Below are 19,847 nucleotides of genomic sequence, written 5' to 3'. Positions count from 1 at the left end.
GGTATTTCGTCTGCAATAGACTACCGAGATCGACGTCATTGAGCGCCCTATCGTGGTGGTCGTCACCGAGCCCGACCCCGAACTGCCGCCTCCACCGCTCGAGCTGATCCCTGCCTGCGTAGAAGTGGTCGAGGTCGGCGCGACACCCACCGACGAGCAGCTGTCCGGGGCCCAGGTGCTCTATATCTGGGACCATCGCTTCGCCGAGCTGGGCGCGATGCTGCGCCGCGCACGTACGGTGCGCTGGGTTCACGCCGCCTCGGTCGGGGTGAACCGACTGCTGTGCCCCGAGCTGGCCCCGGTCACCTTGACCAACTCCCGCGGCGTATTCGACGTTCCGATCGCGGAATGGGTGCTCGGCGCGGTGCTCAGTCACGTCAAGGGGCTTGGCGACAGCTGGAGCCTGCAGCGCGAGCGTCAGTGGCAGTACCGGACTTCGGGGCGGCTGGCTGGAACCCGCGCGGCCGTGGTGGGCACCGGGTCGATCGGCCGGGCCATCGCGGAACGGCTGATGCGCCTCGACGTGAACGTCACCCTGGTGGGCCGTACCGCGAGTGCCGATCCTGCGTTCGGTGCGGTCAGGGCCAGTACGGAGTTGGTCTCGGTGGCCGGCGAGGTGGACCTGCTGGTCCTGGCCGCACCGCTGACCGCGGCCACCACCGCAATGGTCGGAGCCGCAGTGCTCGACGCGCTGGGGCCGCGCGGATTCCTGGTCAACGTCGGTCGCGGGCCGACGGTCGTCGAGTCGGATCTCGTCGATGCGCTGCGCGGCGGGGTGATCGCGGGTGCGGCGCTCGATGTGTTCGAGGTCGAGCCGTTGCCGGCCGAGTCGCCGCTCTGGTCGATGCCCAATGTGCTTGTCTCCCCTCACATATCGGGGGACTACGCCGGCTTCGAAGCCGACATGATGAGGGTGTTCACCGACAACCTCGCCCGCTGGCTGCGCGGCGAGCCGCTACATAACGTCGTGGACCCGGCCGTCGGGTACGTGCCGAGCTAAGCGCCATCTGGCTGGCGCCACTCGATCGGACGCAGCAACACGATCTCGGGCACCACACAACTGCGCGACACCCTGATCGTCATACGGATGGCTTCGGCGATGTCACTCGGGGCGATCATCTCGTCAGCGCCCACGGTCTCGCGGTAGTCGTCGGCCATCGGGGTGTTCACCAGACCCGGACAGATCGCGGTCGCCTTGATACCCGTGGTCGAGAGTTCGTCGTGCAGCGATTCGGTGAAACCGACGACGCCGAACTTGGTCGCCGAGTACGACGCCAAGCTCGCCTCGCCCCGCTTACCGGCGTTCGAGGCGATGTTGACGACCTGTGCCGATTTACGCTCCTGCACAGCCGCCTTGAGTAACGGGAGGCATTTACTGGTCAGCAGTATCACCGCGCGCAGGTTCAGCGCCAGCTGCTCGTCGAGAAAGTCCGCGGTGATCTCGCCGACGGTCCGGTTTCCCGCGACGCCGGCGTTGTTCACCAGCAGATCCAGCGAGCCGTGCCGCACGGCGTGGTCCTCAACGATCTGGTCGAGGAACGCGTCCTCGGCCAACGACCCGGCCAGAGTGCGCACCGGCGGCCCCTCCTGGAGCGCCGACGCCACCGCCGCCAGCTTGCCCGGATCGCGCCCGACCAGGGTGAGGTCGAAACCCTCCTCGTGCAGCATCGCGGCGATCGCCGAACCGATCCCCCCGGATGCGCCGGTGACAATCGCAGTGCGCGGTTGGCTACTCACACCGGCATTACACACGCCGACAGTGCACCGCGCTCGGCGAATGCACGGCTAGCGGGTGGCCAGCAGGTCGATGACGAAAATGAGCGTCTTGCCGGACAGCTGATGTCCGGAGCCGGCCGGGCCGTAGGCCTGCTCGGGCGGGATCGTCAGCTGACGCCGACCGCCAACCTTCATGCCCGGAATACCGTCCTGCCAGCCCTGGATCAGCCCGCGCAGCGGGAAGGAAATGGACTCCCCGCGATTCCACGAGCTATCGAACTCTTCACCGGTGTCGTACTCGACACCCACATAGTGGACATCCACGACGGCACCGGGGGTGGCCTCATCGCCGTCGCCGACCACCAGGTCTTTGATGACCAGTTCGGTGGGCGCCGGGCCGTCGGGGAATTCGATCGCGGGTTTGGTCGTCACCGCACTCACATTAGCGCCTCAGGCGCTGCTGACCGAGCGTTCCACCCGGCCGTCCGTGCCGCGGCGTTCCCGTGCGGTGACCGTCGACGTCGTCGCCGTCAACCGGACCCGGTCGGCGCGGAAGAGGTCGTAGGCGTATTCGAAGGGCCGATCGGCAGCATCGCGGGTGACCCGGGTGATCGCCACCAGCGGGCGCCGGTGCGCAACTCCGAGCCACTGCGCCTCCCGAGGGCTAGCGCTGACGACCTCGATGGTCTCGCTGGACGTGGCGGGCACCAGGCCGTAACGGACGGCGAACAACTCGTAGAGCGAGCCGCCCAGTGGTTGCTCCAGCAGATCGACGACGTGGTCGGCGACGAAGCAGGAAAAGTCAACCGACAGCGGTACCCCATCGGCGTAGCGCAGCCTGCGAATCGCGAAAACCTCTCGGTGATCGCCGATTTCCAGCGCAGCGGCCTCCGCCGGAGTGGGCGGCCGGCGATCGGTGGACAACACGCGGGTGGCGCTGGTGTGACCGCCGCTGCGTAACCGGGCCGGCAGGCCGGCCAACTCGGCGGCGTTGCGTTCCACCACGTCAGCGCGGACGAAGGTGCCCCCGTTGCGGCCGGTCCGCCGCTCCAGTACTCCAGCGCGGCTCAACGGCAACAGCGCGCTGCGCAGGGTGGACCGGGAAACCTCGAAGCGATCGGCCATTTCACGTTCGGTGCCCAACCGCGAGCCGGGCCGCAGCGTGCCCTGCGCCAGCATCGAGAGGATGCGCCGTCGCACATCCTCGGCTATCGGGCCCCCCTCCGACTCTTCCATCGGCCTAGAGGCGCACCGCATCCGGAGACTCCGGCAGCACCTGTCCGCCGTCGACGGCGATGGCCTGGCCGGTGATGTAGCCGGCCTCGACCGTGGCCAGGAACGCGGCGAGGTGACCGATGTCCTCGGGCTTGCCCAGCGCGCCGGCCGGGATCGCGCGGGTCATGCCCGCGATGTACTCCTCGCCCATATCGGCCAGGCCTTCGGTGAAGATGTTGCCCGGAAGCACCGCGTTCACGGTGATCCCGTGCGGAGCCAGTTCGATCGCGGCCGTGCGCATGAACCCCAGCTGCGCGGCCTTCGACGCCCCATAATGCGACCAGCCCGGAAATCCGGTGATCGGCCCGGTGATCGACGAGGTCAAGATCACCCGACCACGCCCGGAGGCGATCAGCGCGTCCAGGCAGGCCTGAACGGTGAAGACGTTGCCCTTGACGTTGACGTCGAGGACCTCGGCCAGCTGCGCCGGGGTCATGGTGGTCAGCGGCGCCTCGGGGAAGATGCCGGCATTGGCGCACACGACATCGATACCGCCGAACGCATCCAGCACTTGGGCGGCCAGGCCGGCACAGGCCACCGGGTCGGTCACGTCGGCCTGCACGCCGATCACCTTCCCGGTGCCCAGCGTCGCCAAATCAGCCACCGCCGTGTCGAGTTCGGCCGCTGACCGCGCGGCGATCGCCACGTTGGCTCCAGCGGTGGCGAACACAGCGGCGATACCTCGCCCGATGCCCTTGCTGCCGCCAGTCACCAGAACCGCCGTCGACTGCAGATCAAACACGTGCAATCCTCTCTGCTATGCCGTGATTCAGACCCGCGACCCGAAGATCGCATCCTGCAACCACGTGCGGTCTTCTAGATACCGATGCGCCAGCTGCGCGGTGTCGGGCGCGAACTGCTCGCCGACACCGATCGCCGCGTCGGCGTCGTGGTGGGATGCGATCCAGGCAGTGAGCATGATTCGACGCATCATCACGAATGACGGAATCAGCGCAAGGTGATCGGCGGAGAATGACCCGGCTTCGAAGTAGCCAGTGAGCCACTCGGCGATGATGCGCTCACCGGCCGGGGTGTCCTCGATGAACGACACCGCCGCCCCGAGATCGGCCAGGTACCACGACCATCCGCAGTCATCGAAGTCGATCACGGTGATCCCACCCGCTGCGTCTGTCGGGTCGACCATCAGATTGGCCAGCCGGAGATCGGCGTGCACCAGGCCGAACCGATCTGGCGCGCAGCCGAAGTCGGTCAGCTTCGCGGTGATCTGGTCGGCAGCGCGCTGGATCAGGGCCCGGTCGGCGTCGGTCAGGCCGGGCGCCAAGCGCCAGTTACCCCAACGGGCCTGCGGGCCGAGGATCGTCTCGAGATCCCAGCGGAACCGGGTGAAGTCACCGGGCAACGTCCAGTTGCGCGCGTGTTCGTGCATGACGGCGGTTAGCCGGCCGAGTTCGTCGAATCCGACGGCCTCGGGATCCTCCTCCGCCGTGCAGCCTGCCACGAACGTCACCGCGTCGACGTGCAGCGCAGCGCCGTCGACCTCGGCGACCACGACGTCGGCACCGTCGCGGGCTTCGATCACTTCCGGCGTGGCAACTGGGGTTTCGGTGCGCAGCGCCTGCATCCACGCCAGCTCCGAGCGAATCGCCTCCAGCGAGTGATAACCGGGACGATGCACGCGCAACACGATGGGCTTGTCGTCGTCGACCAGGTAAGTGGCGTTCTCGGAGAGGCTGAGCAGCCGCAGCGGCGTCTCGCTGTTGCGGCCGTAGGCGGCCAGGGCAGCGCGCGCGAACAACTCATGGGTCGGCGGCAGTCCCGGCATGCGCTCAGTGTGGACCATAACCGTTCAACGAGCAGACCAAATCGGCAGTTTTAACGCCGTTGTTTCGTTGCCGGGCCCAGGGAAACACGGCCGAAACATTCGGCCGACATTTACCCGATTGTTCCTGTTGACCAGGCGATCTGGCGGGGGTAACAATGTCGTCGTCGCACCACAGAGCCGTTGTCGACATTGCCCTCGCTCCCCGGGTACATATGCACCCGGGCTAAACCAGACCAACTGAACCAGACCAAAAGGCGAGCGCGACCCCCAGTCACGTTCGAGACGGGATATTCACACTATGAGCGACATCATCGATCCGCCCGCCACGGCGAGCACCGATACCGTCCAGCGGCTCAAACCCAATGCCGTCGGGCTGATCGGCGTCCTGTTCATGGCAGTCGCCACCGCTGCACCGATCACCGCGATGGTCGGCAACGTTCCGATCGCGGTCGGATTCGGCAACGGTGTCTACGCCCCCGCCGGGTATTTCGTCGCCACCATCGTGTTGACGCTGTTCGCGATCGGCTACGCCGCGATGAGCAAGCACATCACCGCGACCGGGGCCTTCTACGGGTACATCTCGCACGGCCTGGGCCGAATCGTCGGGCTCGGCGCCGGCTTCCTGACCGCCATGGCCTACATGGTTTTCGAGGCGTCGCTGATCGGGATCTTCGCCTTCTTCGGTAACGACACGTTCAATTCCCTTTTCCACGTGAACATCCCGTGGATCGTGTTCGCGATCGCGATGCTCGCGATCAATGCCCTGCTGACCTACTTCGACATCAACGTCGCCGCCCGGGTGCTGGGGGTGTTCCTGATCACCGAGATCGTCATGCTCTCGCTGATGGCGCTGTCGGTGCTGTTCACCGGCGGTGGGCCGCAGGGCTGGTCGTGGGGATCACTCAACCCGCTCAACGCATTTCAGAACCTGTCTGGTGCGGTCGCCGGCACCGACGGCAGCATGATCACAGTGGCCGGCTCGGCTGGCATCGGCCTGTTCTTCGCGTTCTGGTCGTGGGTCGGTTTCGAGTCGAGCGCGATGTATGGCGAGGAGTCCAAGAACCCGAAGAAGATCATCCCGATCGCGGTGATCAGCTCGGTGATCGGGATCGGCGTGTTCTATGTCATCATCTCGTGGCTGGCGATCGTGGGCACCGGACCGCAGAATGCCGTTGCGCTGGCCCAGGATTCGACGACGGCCGGTGACATCTTCTTCGGCCCGGTCGGGGCGCATCTTGGCACCTGGGCTGTCGATCTGTTCAAGATCCTGCTGATGACCGGTTCATTCGCCTGCGGTATGGCGTTCCACAACTGCGCCGCCCGTTACATCTACGCGATCGGCCGGGAGAACGTTGTCCCCGGTATGCGTAAGACGATCGGCGCCACCCACCCGTCGCACGGCTCACCGCACATCGCCGGTTTCGTGCAGACCGGTTTCGCCACCGTCGTGGTGCTGTTCTTCGCCCTGACCGGCCGTGACCCCTACACCGGGCTGTACGGGCTGATGGCACTGCTCGGCACCACCGCGATCATGCTCGTGCAGGCGCTGGCCGCGTTCGCGGTGATCGCCTACTTCCATGTGAGCAAGAATCACCCCGAGACTGCCAACTGGTTCCGCACCTTCCTTGCGCCGCTACTGGGTGGACTCGGCATGCTCTACGTGATCTACCTGCTCGCCAAGAACGCGTCGTTCGCAGCGGGCACCGCCGCCTCCGACTGGGTCTTCGCCGCGATACCGTACGTGGTGGTGGTGGTCGGCATCGGCGGCATACTGCTGGCGGTGGTACTGAAATATAAGTCGCCGCAGCGCTATTCGGAGCTGGGCCGGACGGTGCTCGAAGAAGCACACGAACGCTAGTCAATACAGTCACGGGTCGCGTCAACGAGGCGAAGGAATAGCGCTATGAGTTTCTCGAACATCATGGATTCCAACAGCTATTCCGCGGATCACCCGGTCGATCCCGCCACCGAATCGTTGATCGCGGCCCGTGACCGCATGCTGGGGCCGGCCTACCGGCTGTTCTATCAGCGGCCGGTACACCTGGTCCGCGGTGAGGGCACCCGGCTCTACGACGCCGACGGCGCTTGCTATCTCGACGCCTACAACAACGTCGCCAGCGTCGGCCACTGTCACCCACACGTGGTGGAAGCCGTCAACAGGCAACTGTCCACCCTGAACACTCACACCCGCTATCTGCACGGCGGCATCGTCGACTACAGCCAACGGTTGCTCGACACGATGCCCGAGCAGATCGATCAGGTGATGTATGCATGCACCGGGTCAGAGGCCAACGACCTGGCCCTGCGTGTCGCCGAAATGCACACGGGTGCAACGGGTGTCATAGTCACCAGCGACGCCTACCACGGCAACACCGCGGCGGTCACCGCGATCTCGCCGTCCATCGGCGGGGCGACCGTGCTCGGTCAACACGTCCGCGCGATCCCCCCGCCGGACAGCTACCGGATCACGTCGGGCGAGCTGGCCGCGCGGTTCACCGACGACGTCGTCGCCGCCATCGCCGACCTGACGGCCGCCGGTGTCGGATTTTCCGCCCTGATCGTGGACACCATCTTCTCCTCCGACGGCATCTACCCCGACCCCTCGGTGCTGGCTCCCGCGGTGGCTGCGGTCCACCGCGCAGGCGGGGTTTTCATCGCCGACGAAGTCCAGCCCGGGTTCGCCCGCACCGGCGAGGCGATGTGGGGCTTCCTGCGCCACGGTGTCGTCCCTGACCTGGTGACGATGGGCAAGCCGATGGGCAACGGGCTGCCGATCGCCGCGATGGCGGCCCGCAGCGACATCCTCGACGCCTTCGCCCGCGAAGTCCCATACTTCAACACCTTCGGCGGCAACCCGGTGACAGTCGCCGCCGCCGCGGCCGTCCTGGACGTCATCGAGGACGAGAAGTTGATGCGCAACGCCGGTGAGGTGGGCACCCAGCTGCGCACCGAACTGGCCCGGCTCGGCGCCGAGCATCCGCGGATCGGCGATGTGCGCGGCACCGGCCTCTACGTCGGTGTCGAGGTCATCGCCGAGACCGGTGCACCGGATCGGGCGGGTGCGCGGGCGCTGGTCAACGCCATGCGGGAACGCCGGGTGTTGATCTCGGTCTGCGGCCGGGACGGCAATGTGCTGAAGATCCGCCCGCCGCTGGTCTTCTCGAGTTCCGATGTCGACTGGTTCTGCACCGAGTTCGCCGCGGTGCTGTCAGCGCCATTCTGACGAAGCTATCGCTTCGCCGTTCTGACGAGCGCAACCTCGGGCACACTGGAGCCGTGGCATCAGACAACGAAACACTCGCCCGCATCCACGACCTCGTGGCCCAGGAGCGCGAACTGCGTGAACGCTTGGTAAATCGACAGATCGACGAGTCGGAGGAGAACACGCGCCTGCGGGCCATCGAGGTCGAGCTCGATCAGTGCTGGGACCTGCTTCGCCAGCGTCGGGCGCTGCGCGAGACCGGCGGCGACCCCAGCGGCGCCAGCGTGCGACCCGGCGACGAAGTCGAGGGCTACCTCAGCTGATCAGGCGCGCCAGGATCGTCCGCAACATCTGAAGATCCTGGTCGTCCAGTGCGGCCAGCCTCTCGGGGGCCGGATCGTCGGTCTCGTCCAGCACGGCGATGACGTCGCGGCCCGACTCGGTCAGCGACACCAGCTTGCAGCGCCGGTTGTCCGGATGCGGTTGGCGGACCACCAGGCCGCGCGCCTCCAGATCGTTGACCGCCACTGTTGCGGCCGGGGCGTCGATGGTGGCCGCCTCAGCGACCTCCTTGACGGTCATCGGCCGCGACGCGAGTCGGCGTAGGATCCGAATCCTGCTGAACGGCAATCCAGTTCGGTCCACCACCGCGCGACGCCAGCCGTCCTTGTTGTCCAGCACCAGGCTCGACATCGACCGCCACACCTGATCGGCCACCGGATTACGCGACACGGGCAGGCTCGATTCGATCGGCGTCGATCAGCGGGGCCAGCCGTTGCGCGGACAACCTCGCGCGCCCGGACGTCGACACGACGGCCAGCACGGTGATCACCACACCCAGCCCGATGCTGACCCACCACAGCGGCCGGGCCGCTGCGGTGAAGTCCGCCCCGGCGACCGCCATTGCCGAGCCTGCGACCGAACCACACAGCGCTACACCGATACTCACGCCGACTTGTCTACTGGTGGAGGTCACCGCGGAGGCGGCGCCGGCCCGGTCTCGGGGCATACCGCTCACCGCGGCGTTCGTGATCGGCGCGTTGACCATGCCGAAGCCGATTCCGTAAACCGCGAAGATCGCCAGGATCGCCCAGACCGGGGTCGTGGCGGTGAGGAATGCCAGCATCACCGACGCAGCGGTGATCATGATCCCCGACACCAGCAGTGACGGGCGTGCGCCGAACCGGCCGACCAACCGACCCGACAGCGGCGAGAAGAACAGGGCGCCGATCGCGATCGGCAGGTAAATCAGGCCGGTGTGGGCGGCGGAGTAGCCGCGCTCGCCCTGCAGATAGAGCGACATCATGAATAGGAAGGCCCCCCAGGCGGCGAAGGCGCACACGGCAGTGACCGTAGCCGACGAGAACGGAATGCTGCGGAAGAACCGCAGATCGATGAAGGGGTCCTTCCGGCGCGACTCGTAGCGCAGGAAGCCCAGCAGGGCCAATGCCGCAGCCGCGGCGATGGCAAGAATGCGTGGATTCGTCCAGCCCATCCCCGGCGCCTCGATGAGCACGAACACCGCGCCGAACAACGCCAGCACGGCCAGCAACTGGCCGATCGGATCAATGCCGCGCATGGTGGCCGACTTGCTCTCGGGCACGAAGATCGCCGTGAGGATCAGCGCCGCCGCGCAGATCGGCAGGTTGATCCAGAACACCGCGCGCCAGCTGATCGCCTGGATCAGGAAACCACCCACGATCGGACCGAGCGCCATCGAGATGCCGACCACCGCACCCCACAGGCCCAGCGCACGGGCACGCTCCACCCGCCCGACGAAGATCTGCGAAATGATGGACAGTGCAACGGGATTCATCATCGATCCGCCGAGCCCCTGGATCAGCCGAGCGCCGATCAGCGTGTCGATGTCCGGCGCCAGACTGCACAACAGCGAGCCCAGCGCGAAGGCGGCCAGGCCGATCTGGAACACCCGGCGGCGGCCGAACCGGTCGCCGGTCGCACCCGACAGCATCAGCAGCGACGCCAGCACCAGGGTGTAGATGTCGATGACCCATTGCAGCTGGGACGGCGAGGCGTGCAGGTCGGAGCGGATCGCGGGGATCGCGACGTTGACGATCGTCGCGTCCATCGACACGATCAGCAGGCTCAGACAGCAGGTCGCCAAGATGATGGTCTTGCGCCGCGCGCTGAGCTCACCGACAGTTGTAATCACACAACTATTGTGAAACCACAATCGTTCGAAGGTCAAGCAGGGACCGCGTCGAAATCGACGAAATGGCGAAGATCACTCGACCTTTCCCGCCCAAATGCCGATGTGGGCGGGAAAGAAAAAGCTAGCGCCCGTCGATGGGGGCGTAGTCGCGCTCGGTGTAGCCGGTGTAGATCTGGCGCGGACGGCCGATCTTGCTGCTGCCCTCGTCGTGCATTTCCCGCCAGTGCGCGATCCAGCCCGGCAGCCGGCCCAGGGCGAACAGCACGGTGAACATCCGAGTCGGGAAGCCCATCGCGCGGTAGATCACGCCGGTGTAGTAATCGACGTTCGGGTAGAGCTTGCGCTCGATGAAGAAGTCGTCGGTGAGTGCGATCTCTTCGAGCTGCTTGGCGATGTCCAGCAGCTCGTCGTCGCCGCCGAGCTTGCCCAGGATCTTGTCGGCCTGTTCCTTGACGATGCGCGCCCGCGGGTCGTAGTTCTTGTAGACCCGATGCCCGAAGCCCATCAGCTTCACACCGTCTTCGCGGTTCTTGACCTTCTTGACGAAGGTCTGCACGTCATCGTCACCGGCGCGGATCTTCTCGAGCATTTCCAGCACCGCCTGGTTGGCGCCGCCGTGCAGCGGGCCCCACAGCGCGTTGATACCACCGGAGATCGAGGTGAACAGGTTGGCCTGCGAGGAACCAACCAGCCGGACCGTCGAGGTCGAGCAGTTCTGTTCGTGATCGGCATGCAGGATCAGCAGCATGTCCAGCGCGCGGACGATCTCGGGATCCACCTCGTAGGGCTCGGCGGGGAAACCGAAGGTCATCCGCAGAAAGTTCTCCACCAGGGTCAGCGAGTTGTCCGGGTAGAGGAAGGGCTGGCCGACCGACTTCTTGTAGGCATAGGCCGCGATCGTCGGCATCTTGGCCAGCAGCCGGATCGTCGACAGCTCGACCTGCTCGTTGTCCAGCGGATCCAGCGAGTCCTGGTAGTAGGCCGAGAGCGCGTTGACCGCGCTGGACAGCACCGGCATCGGATGGGCGTTGCGCGGAAAACCGTCGAAGAACCGCTTGAGGTCCTCGTGCAGCAGGGTGTGCCGCTGGATCTGGGTGGTGAACTTCTCCAACTGCTCGGTCGTCGGCAGCTCGCCGTAGATCAGGAGGTAGCTCACCTCGATGAAGGTCGACTTCTCGGCGAGCTGATCAATCGGGTACCCGCGATAACGCAGGATGCCGGCGTCACCGTCGATATAGGTGATAGCGCTCTTCGTCGACGCGGTGTTCACAAAACCCTGATCGAACGTGGTGTAGCCGGTCTTGGCCAGCAACGAGCCCAAGGCGATTCCGTCAGACCCCTCCGTCGCGTGCACGACGTCCAGATCCAACTCGCCGCCCGGGTACTTCAGGGTGGCGGTCTCGTCGGTTGCGGCCACAGGAACCCCTTCTGAGCTCTTCGACGCCGGCAGCGGCGTCCGTACTAGGTGAAGGTAGTCGTTATTCTGCCGCTACGCCCGCGGGGGGTTGGCGCGGGGTAGGCCACGGCCTCCAGAGCCGGGTGAAAAGGCCGTACACCGACTCGATCCGGCTGCACAGGACCTCGGGCTCGACCGGCGGGCCGCCCGGGGCGCCGAGGCCGTGACAGGCCACCCCCATCACCACCGCCCAGGTGTCGAACAAGAGGCGGATGGTCGGGTGACCCGCGGGCACACCCATCCGCCGCGCCGCGACATCGATCGCGTCGTCATGAAACCCGTCCGTGCGGAACATGAACGGGCCCAGCCCGATCGCCGGGGCGGAGTTCACGATCGTCAGCAACAGTCGCATCCGTTCGAAGGCCGTCGAATTCGGGTCGCCGTACTGCGGGCTGCGGAAGGTCTCGAGATGAGCGCGAGCCAGGGCCTCGTATTGGGTGATGTCGGTCGGCTGCCTGGCGTAGCAGGCGGCCACATCGTCGGCGACCTCGCCGAGGATGGCGACAATCACGGCTTCCTTGCTCGAGAAATACCGGCTGAAGGTGCGCGGGGCGATCTCGGCGCCCGCGGCGATCTGCTCGACGGTCGTGTTGTCGTAGCCCTGCTCGATGCACAGATGGATGGCCACCTCGATGAGCGTCGCGCGGGTTCGTTGTTTCTTCAGTTCGCGCAGGCCAGTGGCGGCAGGGTTCGCGACAACCACCACGTCGCGCCACCCCCTCGCCTCTCGCGAGCCCCCGGCCGTCAAGGGGTAGAGGGTAGCCCCGATTCGACTTCCATGACGGCGATATCGACGAATTCACCGAAGGTGAGCTCCAGCCGCTCAGCCATGATGGCCGCGCATTCGTCGTAATCGTCGGGGCCGATCACCAGCTGACCCCATGCGCCGGCGGTGATGGCGCCCCAGAGCGACACGATCAGCGCCACCTGTGCGTCCCTGGCGTCAACACCGAGGCGGGCAGCCACCCCGATCACCAATGGCAGCAGCCGGGTCGCGGCCGCCGCCAACCGCAACGCGCTCGACGAGGAGATGACGTTGATCATCAGCACCAAGCGGTGGGTGGTCAGCTCTGTCAGCTCGCCGGACGGAACCCGGCGCAGCGCTTGAGTGTGGGCGCGGGCCAGCGCGCTCAACGGCGGAACGTCAGCCGCGATCGTGGCCAGCTCGGCCACCGCGGCGTTGACCAAGTCGTCGAGCACGGTCATCATCACCGACTCTTTGGTCGGGAAATACCGACTGAAGGTGCGCGGCGACACATCGGCGGCCGCGGCGATCTGCTCGACGGTGGTGTTGTCGTAACCGCGCTCGATGCACAGCTGCACAGCGGCATCGACCAGCACGGCGCGTGTGCGTTGCTTCTTTCGTTCGCGCAGCCCAGGACGTGCCTGCGCGATGCCCTCGGCCACCCGAGCAATCGTAGTCGGAATGCGCCGGCTTACGGCTTTACCAGCTGCACCCGGTAGCGAACAAACACGGGGACCGCTACCGCCGCGATGAGGACGCCGACCACCACAAGCACTCCCCCGCCGGCGGCGGCAATCGTAGTGCCGACCAGAGCGGCGGCCACGCCGTGCGCGGCGTCGGCCAGCCGGGGACCGCCGGCGACGACGACCGTGAACACTCCCTGCAGCCGACCACGCAAGTCGTCGGAAGCCACCTGCTGCAGGATCGTCGACCGGAATGCCGCCGACACCATGTCCGCGGCGCCACCAATGGCCAGGAATGCCACCGCGATCCACAGCATCGTGCCGGCGCGGCCATGCGCCAGCCCGGCGGCCACACCGAAACCGATCATCGCCGCGCCCCACACCACGATCGCGATCACCACCGCCAAGCCCTGGCGCTGGATGCGAGGAAACCAGCCGGAGAACACTCCGCCCGCGACCGCACCGATCGACATTGCGGCTGCCAACAACGCCATCGTTGTGCCGCCCTCGATCGGTCCGCCGAAACTCTGGTGCGCCATTTCGGGGAACAACGCCCGCGGCATGCCGAGGATCATCGCGATCAGGTCGACGACGAACGACATCAGCACCACTTTGTTCCCGGACAGGAAGCGGAAACCCTCCAGAACGGAGCGAATGGCATCCAATCCCATCCCCCGCCCGACGGCTGTCGGCGGTATCGGTGCGAGTCGGCACGCCACCCAGATAGGCACCACACAAGTCAGCGTGTCGATCAGATACAGCGTGGACAGGTCGACCCAACGCAGCATCACACCGGCCATCAACGGGCCGACGATGGCGCCGAACTGGAACACCGTGAAGTTCAACGAGTTCGCCGCCGGAAGCTGATCACCGGGGATCATGCGCGGTATCGCTGCCGCACGGGTAGGGCTGTCGATTGCATAAAACGCCTGCTGAACCGACAACAGGCACAACACCACCCACACGTTGTTCAGCCCGAGCGCGGCCTGCAACCACAACAGCATCGAGGACACGCCCAGCCCGCACGAGGTGATGATCAACAGCAGGCGCCGGTCCATGGCGTCGGCCCATGCCCCGCCCAGCAGGCCGAACACAATCAGCGGAACCAGGGCGAACACCCCGGACAGGCCGACATACGCCGAGTTCTGGGTCAGTGCGTACAACTGCACGGGGACGGCGAAGATGGTGAGGTTGGCCCCGATAACCGTGACGATGCCGGCCACCCACAGCCGACGGAAATCCGGCGTTCTCAGCGGGGTGGTGTCGGCGAAGAGCCGCGCCACGTCTAGGGCTGCAGCCGCTCGATGCTTACGCCCGATGTCGCCGGCCCAGCGGCTCCGGCCCCAGCAACACGAATCCGGTTGTGGACCCGGTTCTCCCGGCCCTGCCAGAACTCCACGACCTCGGGAGCGATCCGGTAGCCGCCCCAGTGCGGCGGCACCGGAACCTGGTCGTCGCCGGCGAAGCGTTCGGTTACTTCGGCGAGCTGAGCCAGCAGCTCGGCGCGCGAGCCGATCGGGCGGGACTGCGCCGACGCCCACGCGCCCAGCTGGGAGCCGCGCGGCCGCCATGACCAGTACTGCGCGGTCTCCTCGGCAGTCACCTTCGTCACTGCGCCGCGGATGTGTACCTGCCGCCCCAGGGCGAACCAGGGAAACGTCACCGCGGCGTACGGTGTCGCCGCCAGTTCGGCGCCCTTGGCGGAGTCGTAATTGGTGTAGAAGGTGATGCCGGTCTCGTCCACGCTCTTGCACAACACCGTGCGGCTGACCGGTCTTCCCGCGTCGACGGTGGCCAGCACCATAGCGTTGGGCTCGGCGATCCCAGCCGCCTCGGCGTCGGCGATCCACCTGTGCAACAACGCAAGCCAGCCGTCGGCCAGCCAGTCGACGTCGAGGTCGCTACTGCCGTCCTTCTCGACCGAGCCGTACTCCACTCGCATCGCCGCCAGGCGATCCCCGTCTGGAATTTCCACGGGGTTACGGTACGCCGGAAGCCTGCGACCGGCTGTTACCGACCGGTAGCGAGCGTCCGATCGGCGGGTGGGAGAATCCAGGTCATGACTGTGGTACCCGACGATTTCGTGCCCGGCCTTGAAGGGGTGGTGGCCTTCACCACCGAGATCGCCGAGCCTGACAAAGATGGTGGTGCGCTGCGGTATCGCGGTGTCGATATCGACGATCTGGTCGGTAATCGCGTCACGTTCGGCGACGTCTGGGCCCTGCTGGTCGACGGCCGGTTCGGCAACGGCCTGCCGCCCGCCGAGCCGTTCCCGCTGCCCATTCACACCGGCGACGTGCGAGTCGACGTGCAGGCCGGCCTGGCAATGCTGGCACCGATCTGGGGCTATGCACCGCTGCTGGACATTGACGGCGAGACCGCCCGCGATCACCTCGCCCGTGCGTCGGTGATGGCGTTGTCGTATGTCGCCCAGTCCGCTCGCGGGATCTATCAGCCGGCGGTTCCCCAGCGTGTGATCGACGAATGCTCCACTGTCACAGAGCGTTTCATGACGCGCTGGCAGGGCGATCCGGATCCGCGGCACGTCGAAGCGATCGATGCCTACTGGGTCTCGGCGGCCGAACACGGGATGAATGCCTCGACGTTCACCGCGCGGGTGATCGCCTCAACCGGGGCCGATGTCGCGGCCGCGCTCTCGGGTGCGATCGGCGCGATGAGCGGGCCACTGCACGGCGGTGCGCCCGCCCGGGTGCTCCCCATGCTCGAAGAGGTCGAACGCACCGGGGATGCCCGCGCGGTCGTCAAGGGTGTTCTCGACCGCAACGAAAAGCTGATGGGCTTCGGCCATCGGGTCTACCGTGCCGAGGACCCCCGCGCGCGCGTGCTGCGCGCCACGGCCAAGCGGCTGGCAGCGCCGCGATACGAAGTAGCCATCGCGCTGGAGCAGGCGGCGCTGGCCGAACTGCACGAGCGCCGCCCCGACCGCGCCATCGAGACCAACGTCGAATTCTGGGCGGCGGTCATCCTCGACTTCGCCCAGGTCCCGGCCAAGATGATGCCGGCGATGTTCACCTGCGGCCGCACCGCGGGATGGTGCGCCCACATCCTCGAGCAGAAGCGGCTCGGCAAGCTGGTGCGGCCGTCGGCGATCTATGTCGGGCCGTCGCCGCGTCCAGTGGATGCGGTTGAGGGCTGGAACGAGATCGCGCATTCGGTCTAGCGACATTGCCGAACCCCGGCTAGCTTCGTTGTGCGGCCCAGGCACGCCACAGTTCGGCGTAGCGGCCGCCTGCCGATACCAGCTCGTCGTGGGTACCTGATTCGACGACACGGCCCTGCGCCATCACGACGATCCGATCCGCGCTGGCCGCTTGAGTGAGCCGGTGAGCGATGACCAGCGTGGTGCGGCCTGCCGTCGCCGCGGCGGCCGCGCGTTCCAGCTCGCGGGCGCCCTGGCTGCCGGCTTCTGCAGTCGCCTCGTCAAGAATCGCTACCGTCGGATCCGCGAGGAGCAGTCGCGCCAACGCGAGTTGCTGTGCCTGCGCGGACGTCAGCTGGTGACCGCCTTCCCCGACGATCGTGCCGACACCGGCGGCGAGGGCGCTCACCCACTGGTCGGCGCCCACGGTGGCCAGCGCGGCACGCACCTCTGCTTCGGTCGCGCCCGGGCTGGCCAGCCGGAGGTCGTCGATGAGTGGGCCGGCAAAGACATGAACTTCCTGGCTGACGATCGCAATATGGCGGCGGCGCTGCTCGGGTGGCATAGCCGCCAGTGACACACCGCCGATACGGACACTCCCCCGTTGCGGCACAAGCGATCCCGCGGCGATGCGAGCGACAGTCGATTTTCCCGCGCCTGTCGAACCGACCAGGGCTACTCGGGCACCGGGCTCGACCCGAATGGTGACACCGCGCACCACCGGGTGCTCGCCGTCGTAACTGAATTCCAGATCAGCCAGCTCCAGCCCGCCATCCCGTGGCTCCCGACGCTGTTCGGCAGTCGGCGGCGGTGCGGGCCGATCGGCTCCGCCGAGGCTCACCAGCCCCACCAATCGCGCCAAACTTGCACCGGCATCCTGAGCTTCGTCAAACGTGAAGAGCAGAGCGCTGATCGGATTGAACAGCCGATGAAACAGCAGCGCTGCCGCGGTGGTCTGACCAACCGTGACCGAGCCGCTCTTCACCAGCCAGAAACCGGCGATCACAATGACCGCGAGACCGACGAATTCAGCGCGGTTGATGCGGCCGACGAATCGGGTGAACAGCGTGAACACCCCGATCGAGATATCGCGCACCCGTGCCGAGGCAGCTTCGATAGTGCTCTGGTGTTCGGCGTGCATGCCGTAGGCGTGCACGGTGGCAGAACCGGCCATGCTTTCCATCAAGACCTGCGAACGCTCACCAATCGCCTGCCGCTCCTGCGCATAACGGGGCGCCGATCGCGGTAGATACCAGCGCAACGCCAGCACGTAGAACGGGATCGCCACTGCGCCAGCCAATCCCAGCCGCCAGTCCAGACCCAACATGGCAATCAACGACACCAGCCCCAGCAGAACCGAGGCGAACATCGTCGGGATCACGTCGGACACTGCTTTGGCGATCGTCGCGACGTCGGTACTGACTCGGGTGATGATGTCTCCCCGGCCAACTCGTTCCACCGTCGTCGTCGGCAGGGACAGTGCAGTCTCGACGCACGCCTCCCGCAGATCCGCCAATGCGACCGCGCCGAACCGGCCGATCACATAATTCGACACACCACTGGCCATCCCACCGACGAGGGCGGCCACCGTGACGATGATCCCGATCGTGACGATGACCGATACCGGTGAGCGGTCGATGATGCGATCGACGAGCACACCGAGCACGTACACCGGCACCACCGCGGTGGCCGCGGCGACCAATCCGGCGATCACCATCACGGTGACCGTGCCAGCACGAGAACGTAATTCGCGCCGCAACCACTGCCATGTCTGCCGCGCGGTGGCGACAGGCAGAATGTCCGGGGCGTTCATCGCAACACTGCCGCTTGGTAGTCCGCGCGTTCCATCAGCTCCTGGTGTGAGCCCGTTGTCACCACTCGTCCAGCGTCCACCAGCACAACGCGATCACTGGCCGCCAGCACGGCCGGGCTGCACGTGACGATCATCGTGGTGAACTGCCGCGGGGCTTGACCGTGTCGCATCTCAGCAATGCCTTGGGCCACGGCGCTTTCAGTCATCGAGTCGACCGCGGTGGTGGGCTCGTGTAGAACCAGAACGGGGGTCCTGCGCAGCAGGGCCCGGGCGAGCGTCAATCGTTGGCGCTGTCCGCCGGACAGACTGGCTCCACGTTCGGTGACTGTGTGATCGAGACGCTCGCGATGCACGTCGACCACGTCAATGGCGCACGAGCAGCGCAACGCAGCGTCCACCGTCTCCACGTCGGGCGCTGCGTGGGCACCTGCAGTCAGGTTGGAGCGCAGTGACCCGGTGAACAGGTCGGCCTTGTGCGGCTCCACGAGCAGCGCCCGGCTGGACTGGGCCGGGTCGATCTCTTCCAGCGGCACACCCCCGACCAGCACCCGTCCGCTGTACTCATCGGGCGTCAACTGTCCCGATAACACCGCGACGATGGCATCGGCGTCAGCGGACCGGACCGCGACTACACCGACCATCTCACCGGCACCCACCGACAGCGTGACGCCGTGGAGCGGCCCGTGTCGCACATCGACGAGTTCGAGATCCTGTGGCCCGGGGCCAAGGTCCCCGGCGCCGGGCGAGAGCGCAACAGGCGCATCCTCGACCCGACCGACCCGCTCCGCCGACGCGCGCGCTTCGGCGATCCAGCTGGGAACTTCAGCCATCGTGTTGAACGGTTCGAGAAGAAACTGTGCCAGCCCGATCACAGTGATCAGCTCGCCGATCGAGATATCGCCGCGCAGTGCGAACCAGCCTGCAGTCACCGCGATCCCGACCGCCAGCAATGCACTCATGGCAGTGGAGAACCCGATGAAAATGCTCTGCGACCGGGTGGCCCGAAGGGTCGCCCTCAGCGCCTCCTGGCTGACGGCCCGATAACGGCATGCGGCTGCATCCTGAGCACCGATGCCCGTCAGCGCGCGAAGGCCGGCGATCAGATCTGCCGACACCGCCGTCGCCTGGCCGGCCAGTTCCTGTTGTTCAGCGACCCTGCGGGTGATCACCGGCCCGCCGAACTGGAGCACGGCCAGGATCACTGGCGTGCCGATAAGGACCAGCAGCCCCAACGGTACGTCGATGGTCAGCAACACAGCAGCACAGACCACGACCGCGGTGACCGCACCGGCGATCCGTGGCACGTAGTCCAAAAGATAGGAAGTGTTGTCCGCGTCCGTGCTGGCTATCGACAGCAGTTCGCCGCTCCGCAACGGCGTACGTAGCCGCCACGGGTGCAGGATCCGCACGGCGAGGTCGACACGAAGCTGATGTCCCTCGGTGGCGATCGCGCGCATCAGGAACCGCGCACCACTTTGGTAGCAGGTGGTCAACAGGACGAACAGCACAGCCAGTGCGGCCATCCAAGAGACCAGTTGTCGGAAGTCGCCAGTCTCGACCGCGCGACTTATCACCAGTCCGATCAGGATCGGGACCGACACCTCACAAAGCTGGTGTCCACAGATCAGCAGGGAGCCTACGGTCAACAGCCGAGCGTTACGGGTGACCGTCCGCCGAAGGATCGCGGCGCCGCTCTTCGATGGCGGGACGGCTGTCGGTGCCTGATCGGTGCTCATCCCATCGCCAAACAGGTTGTCCGACAAGCACTCTCCCCAGTGTTGAAATCTATACCTACGTAATCGCCAAACGCCCTGGTCGTGCCCGGCAACACCAGGTGCCCA

19 protein-coding genes are annotated in these 19,847 nt (G+C 66.4%); 5 read left to right on the top strand and 14 right to left on the bottom strand.

Translation table 11 applies throughout. The annotated features are described in order from the left end of the window. Positions 1-55 precede the first annotated feature (55 nt). Positions 56-1,000, top strand: coding sequence for a D-2-hydroxyacid dehydrogenase (locus tag G6N38_RS15430; protein ID WP_163748872.1), 945 nt, complete (start codon positions 56-58; stop codon positions 998-1,000). Here G6N38_RS15430 and G6N38_RS15425 read toward each other — a convergent pair. From G6N38_RS15425 to G6N38_RS15405, 5 genes are read right to left on the bottom strand one after another with little or no spacing between them, the layout of a single operon-like run. Continuing rightward, positions 997-1,737 carry an SDR family oxidoreductase gene (locus G6N38_RS15425; RefSeq protein ID WP_163748870.1) on the bottom strand — a complete coding sequence of 247 codons (741 nt, stop codon included), beginning with the start codon at positions 1,735-1,737 and terminating at the stop codon, positions 997-999. The two genes, G6N38_RS15430 and G6N38_RS15425, sit on opposite strands and share 4 nt — an antisense overlap. A 48-nt stretch (positions 1,738-1,785) precedes the next feature. Next, positions 1,786-2,148, bottom strand: coding sequence for an FKBP-type peptidyl-prolyl cis-trans isomerase (locus G6N38_RS15420; protein WP_163748867.1), 363 nt, complete (start codon positions 2,146-2,148; stop codon positions 1,786-1,788). Positions 2,149-2,166: 18 nt separating this feature from the next. Continuing rightward, positions 2,167-2,952, bottom strand: coding sequence for a GntR family transcriptional regulator (locus tag G6N38_RS15415; RefSeq protein WP_163748865.1), 786 nt, complete (start codon positions 2,950-2,952; stop codon positions 2,167-2,169). Between the two features lie 4 nt (positions 2,953-2,956). After that, complete coding sequence (gene fabG / locus G6N38_RS15410; protein ID WP_163748863.1) at positions 2,957-3,733, bottom strand: 3-oxoacyl-ACP reductase FabG; 777 nt, start codon at positions 3,731-3,733, stop codon at positions 2,957-2,959. A 27-nt stretch (positions 3,734-3,760) separates the two neighbouring features. Further along, on the bottom strand, positions 3,761-4,774 hold the full coding sequence (locus tag G6N38_RS15405) for a phosphotransferase enzyme family protein (protein WP_163748861.1): 1,014 nt from the start codon (positions 4,772-4,774) through the stop codon (positions 3,761-3,763). Between the two features lie 298 nt (positions 4,775-5,072). On the opposite strand from G6N38_RS15405, the gene G6N38_RS15400 reads away from it, so the two are divergent. The 3 genes from G6N38_RS15400 to G6N38_RS15390 are packed head-to-tail and all read left to right on the top strand — an operon-like array spanning position 5,073 to position 8,299. Further along, complete coding sequence (locus tag G6N38_RS15400) at positions 5,073-6,632, top strand: APC family permease (protein WP_163748859.1); 1,560 nt, start codon at positions 5,073-5,075, stop codon at positions 6,630-6,632. Positions 6,633-6,677: 45 nt separating this feature from the next. Then, complete coding sequence (locus G6N38_RS15395; protein ID WP_163748857.1) at positions 6,678-7,997, top strand: aspartate aminotransferase family protein; 1,320 nt, start codon at positions 6,678-6,680, stop codon at positions 7,995-7,997. Between the two features lie 53 nt (positions 7,998-8,050). Next, positions 8,051-8,299 carry a DUF2630 family protein gene (locus G6N38_RS15390; protein ID WP_163748855.1) on the top strand — a complete coding sequence of 83 codons (249 nt, stop codon included), beginning with the start codon at positions 8,051-8,053 and terminating at the stop codon, positions 8,297-8,299. On the opposite strand, the gene G6N38_RS15385 is transcribed toward G6N38_RS15390, so the two are convergent. The 7 genes from G6N38_RS15385 to pdxH form a co-directional block, all read right to left on the bottom strand. After that, a complete protein-coding gene (locus G6N38_RS15385; RefSeq protein WP_179968395.1) occupies positions 8,292-8,708 on the bottom strand; it encodes a MarR family winged helix-turn-helix transcriptional regulator in 417 nt (138 codons plus the stop codon). The genes G6N38_RS15390 and G6N38_RS15385 overlap by 8 nt on opposite strands. Further along, entirely contained in the window at positions 8,698-10,149 is a 1,452-nt protein-coding gene (locus tag G6N38_RS15380; protein ID WP_163748853.1) for an MFS transporter, read from the bottom strand. The genes G6N38_RS15385 and G6N38_RS15380 overlap by 11 nt, the downstream gene beginning before the upstream one ends. A gap of 121 nt (positions 10,150-10,270) precedes the next feature. Continuing rightward, entirely contained in the window at positions 10,271-11,566 is a 1,296-nt protein-coding gene (locus G6N38_RS15375; RefSeq protein WP_163748851.1) for a citrate synthase, read from the bottom strand. A gap of 61 nt (positions 11,567-11,627) precedes the next feature. Beyond that, positions 11,628-12,311, bottom strand: a complete 684-nt coding sequence (locus G6N38_RS15370) for a TetR family transcriptional regulator (RefSeq protein ID WP_163748842.1) — start codon at positions 12,309-12,311, stop codon at positions 11,628-11,630. 38 nt (positions 12,312-12,349) lie between these two features. Beyond that, positions 12,350-13,012: a TetR/AcrR family transcriptional regulator gene (locus G6N38_RS15365; protein ID WP_163748839.1), complete on the bottom strand. Its 663-nt coding sequence runs from the start codon at positions 13,010-13,012 to the stop codon at positions 12,350-12,352. A gap of 29 nt (positions 13,013-13,041) precedes the next feature. Beyond that, positions 13,042-14,316: an MFS transporter gene (locus tag G6N38_RS15360; protein WP_163748837.1), complete on the bottom strand. Its 1,275-nt coding sequence runs from the start codon at positions 14,314-14,316 to the stop codon at positions 13,042-13,044. Positions 14,317-14,318: 2 nt separating this feature from the next. Further along, complete coding sequence (gene pdxH / locus G6N38_RS15355) at positions 14,319-14,975, bottom strand: pyridoxamine 5'-phosphate oxidase (RefSeq protein ID WP_407662991.1); 657 nt, start codon at positions 14,973-14,975, stop codon at positions 14,319-14,321. 117 nt (positions 14,976-15,092) lie between these two features. Here pdxH and G6N38_RS15350 point away from each other — a divergent pair, with 117 nt between their 5' ends. Next, positions 15,093-16,214: a citrate synthase 2 gene (locus G6N38_RS15350; RefSeq protein WP_163748833.1), complete on the top strand. Its 1,122-nt coding sequence runs from the start codon at positions 15,093-15,095 to the stop codon at positions 16,212-16,214. A 19-nt stretch (positions 16,215-16,233) separates the two neighbouring features. On the opposite strand, the gene G6N38_RS15345 is transcribed toward G6N38_RS15350, so the two are convergent. Beyond that, complete coding sequence (locus G6N38_RS15345) at positions 16,234-18,006, bottom strand: ABC transporter ATP-binding protein (RefSeq protein ID WP_163748831.1); 1,773 nt, start codon at positions 18,004-18,006, stop codon at positions 16,234-16,236. Next, positions 18,003-19,742 (bottom strand): ABC transporter ATP-binding protein, encoded by a 1,740-nt coding sequence (locus tag G6N38_RS15340; RefSeq protein WP_163748829.1) that lies wholly within the window; start codon positions 19,740-19,742, stop codon positions 18,003-18,005. The genes G6N38_RS15345 and G6N38_RS15340 overlap by 4 nt, the downstream gene beginning before the upstream one ends. Between the last annotated feature and the right edge of the window lie 105 nt (positions 19,743-19,847).

This window comes from Mycolicibacterium helvum, assembly GCF_010731895.1.
Lineage (GTDB): Bacteria > Actinomycetota > Actinomycetes > Mycobacteriales > Mycobacteriaceae > Mycobacterium > Mycobacterium helvum.
Note: the sequence above shows the minus strand (reverse complement) of the source record. Positions and strands in the feature narration are given on the sequence as shown.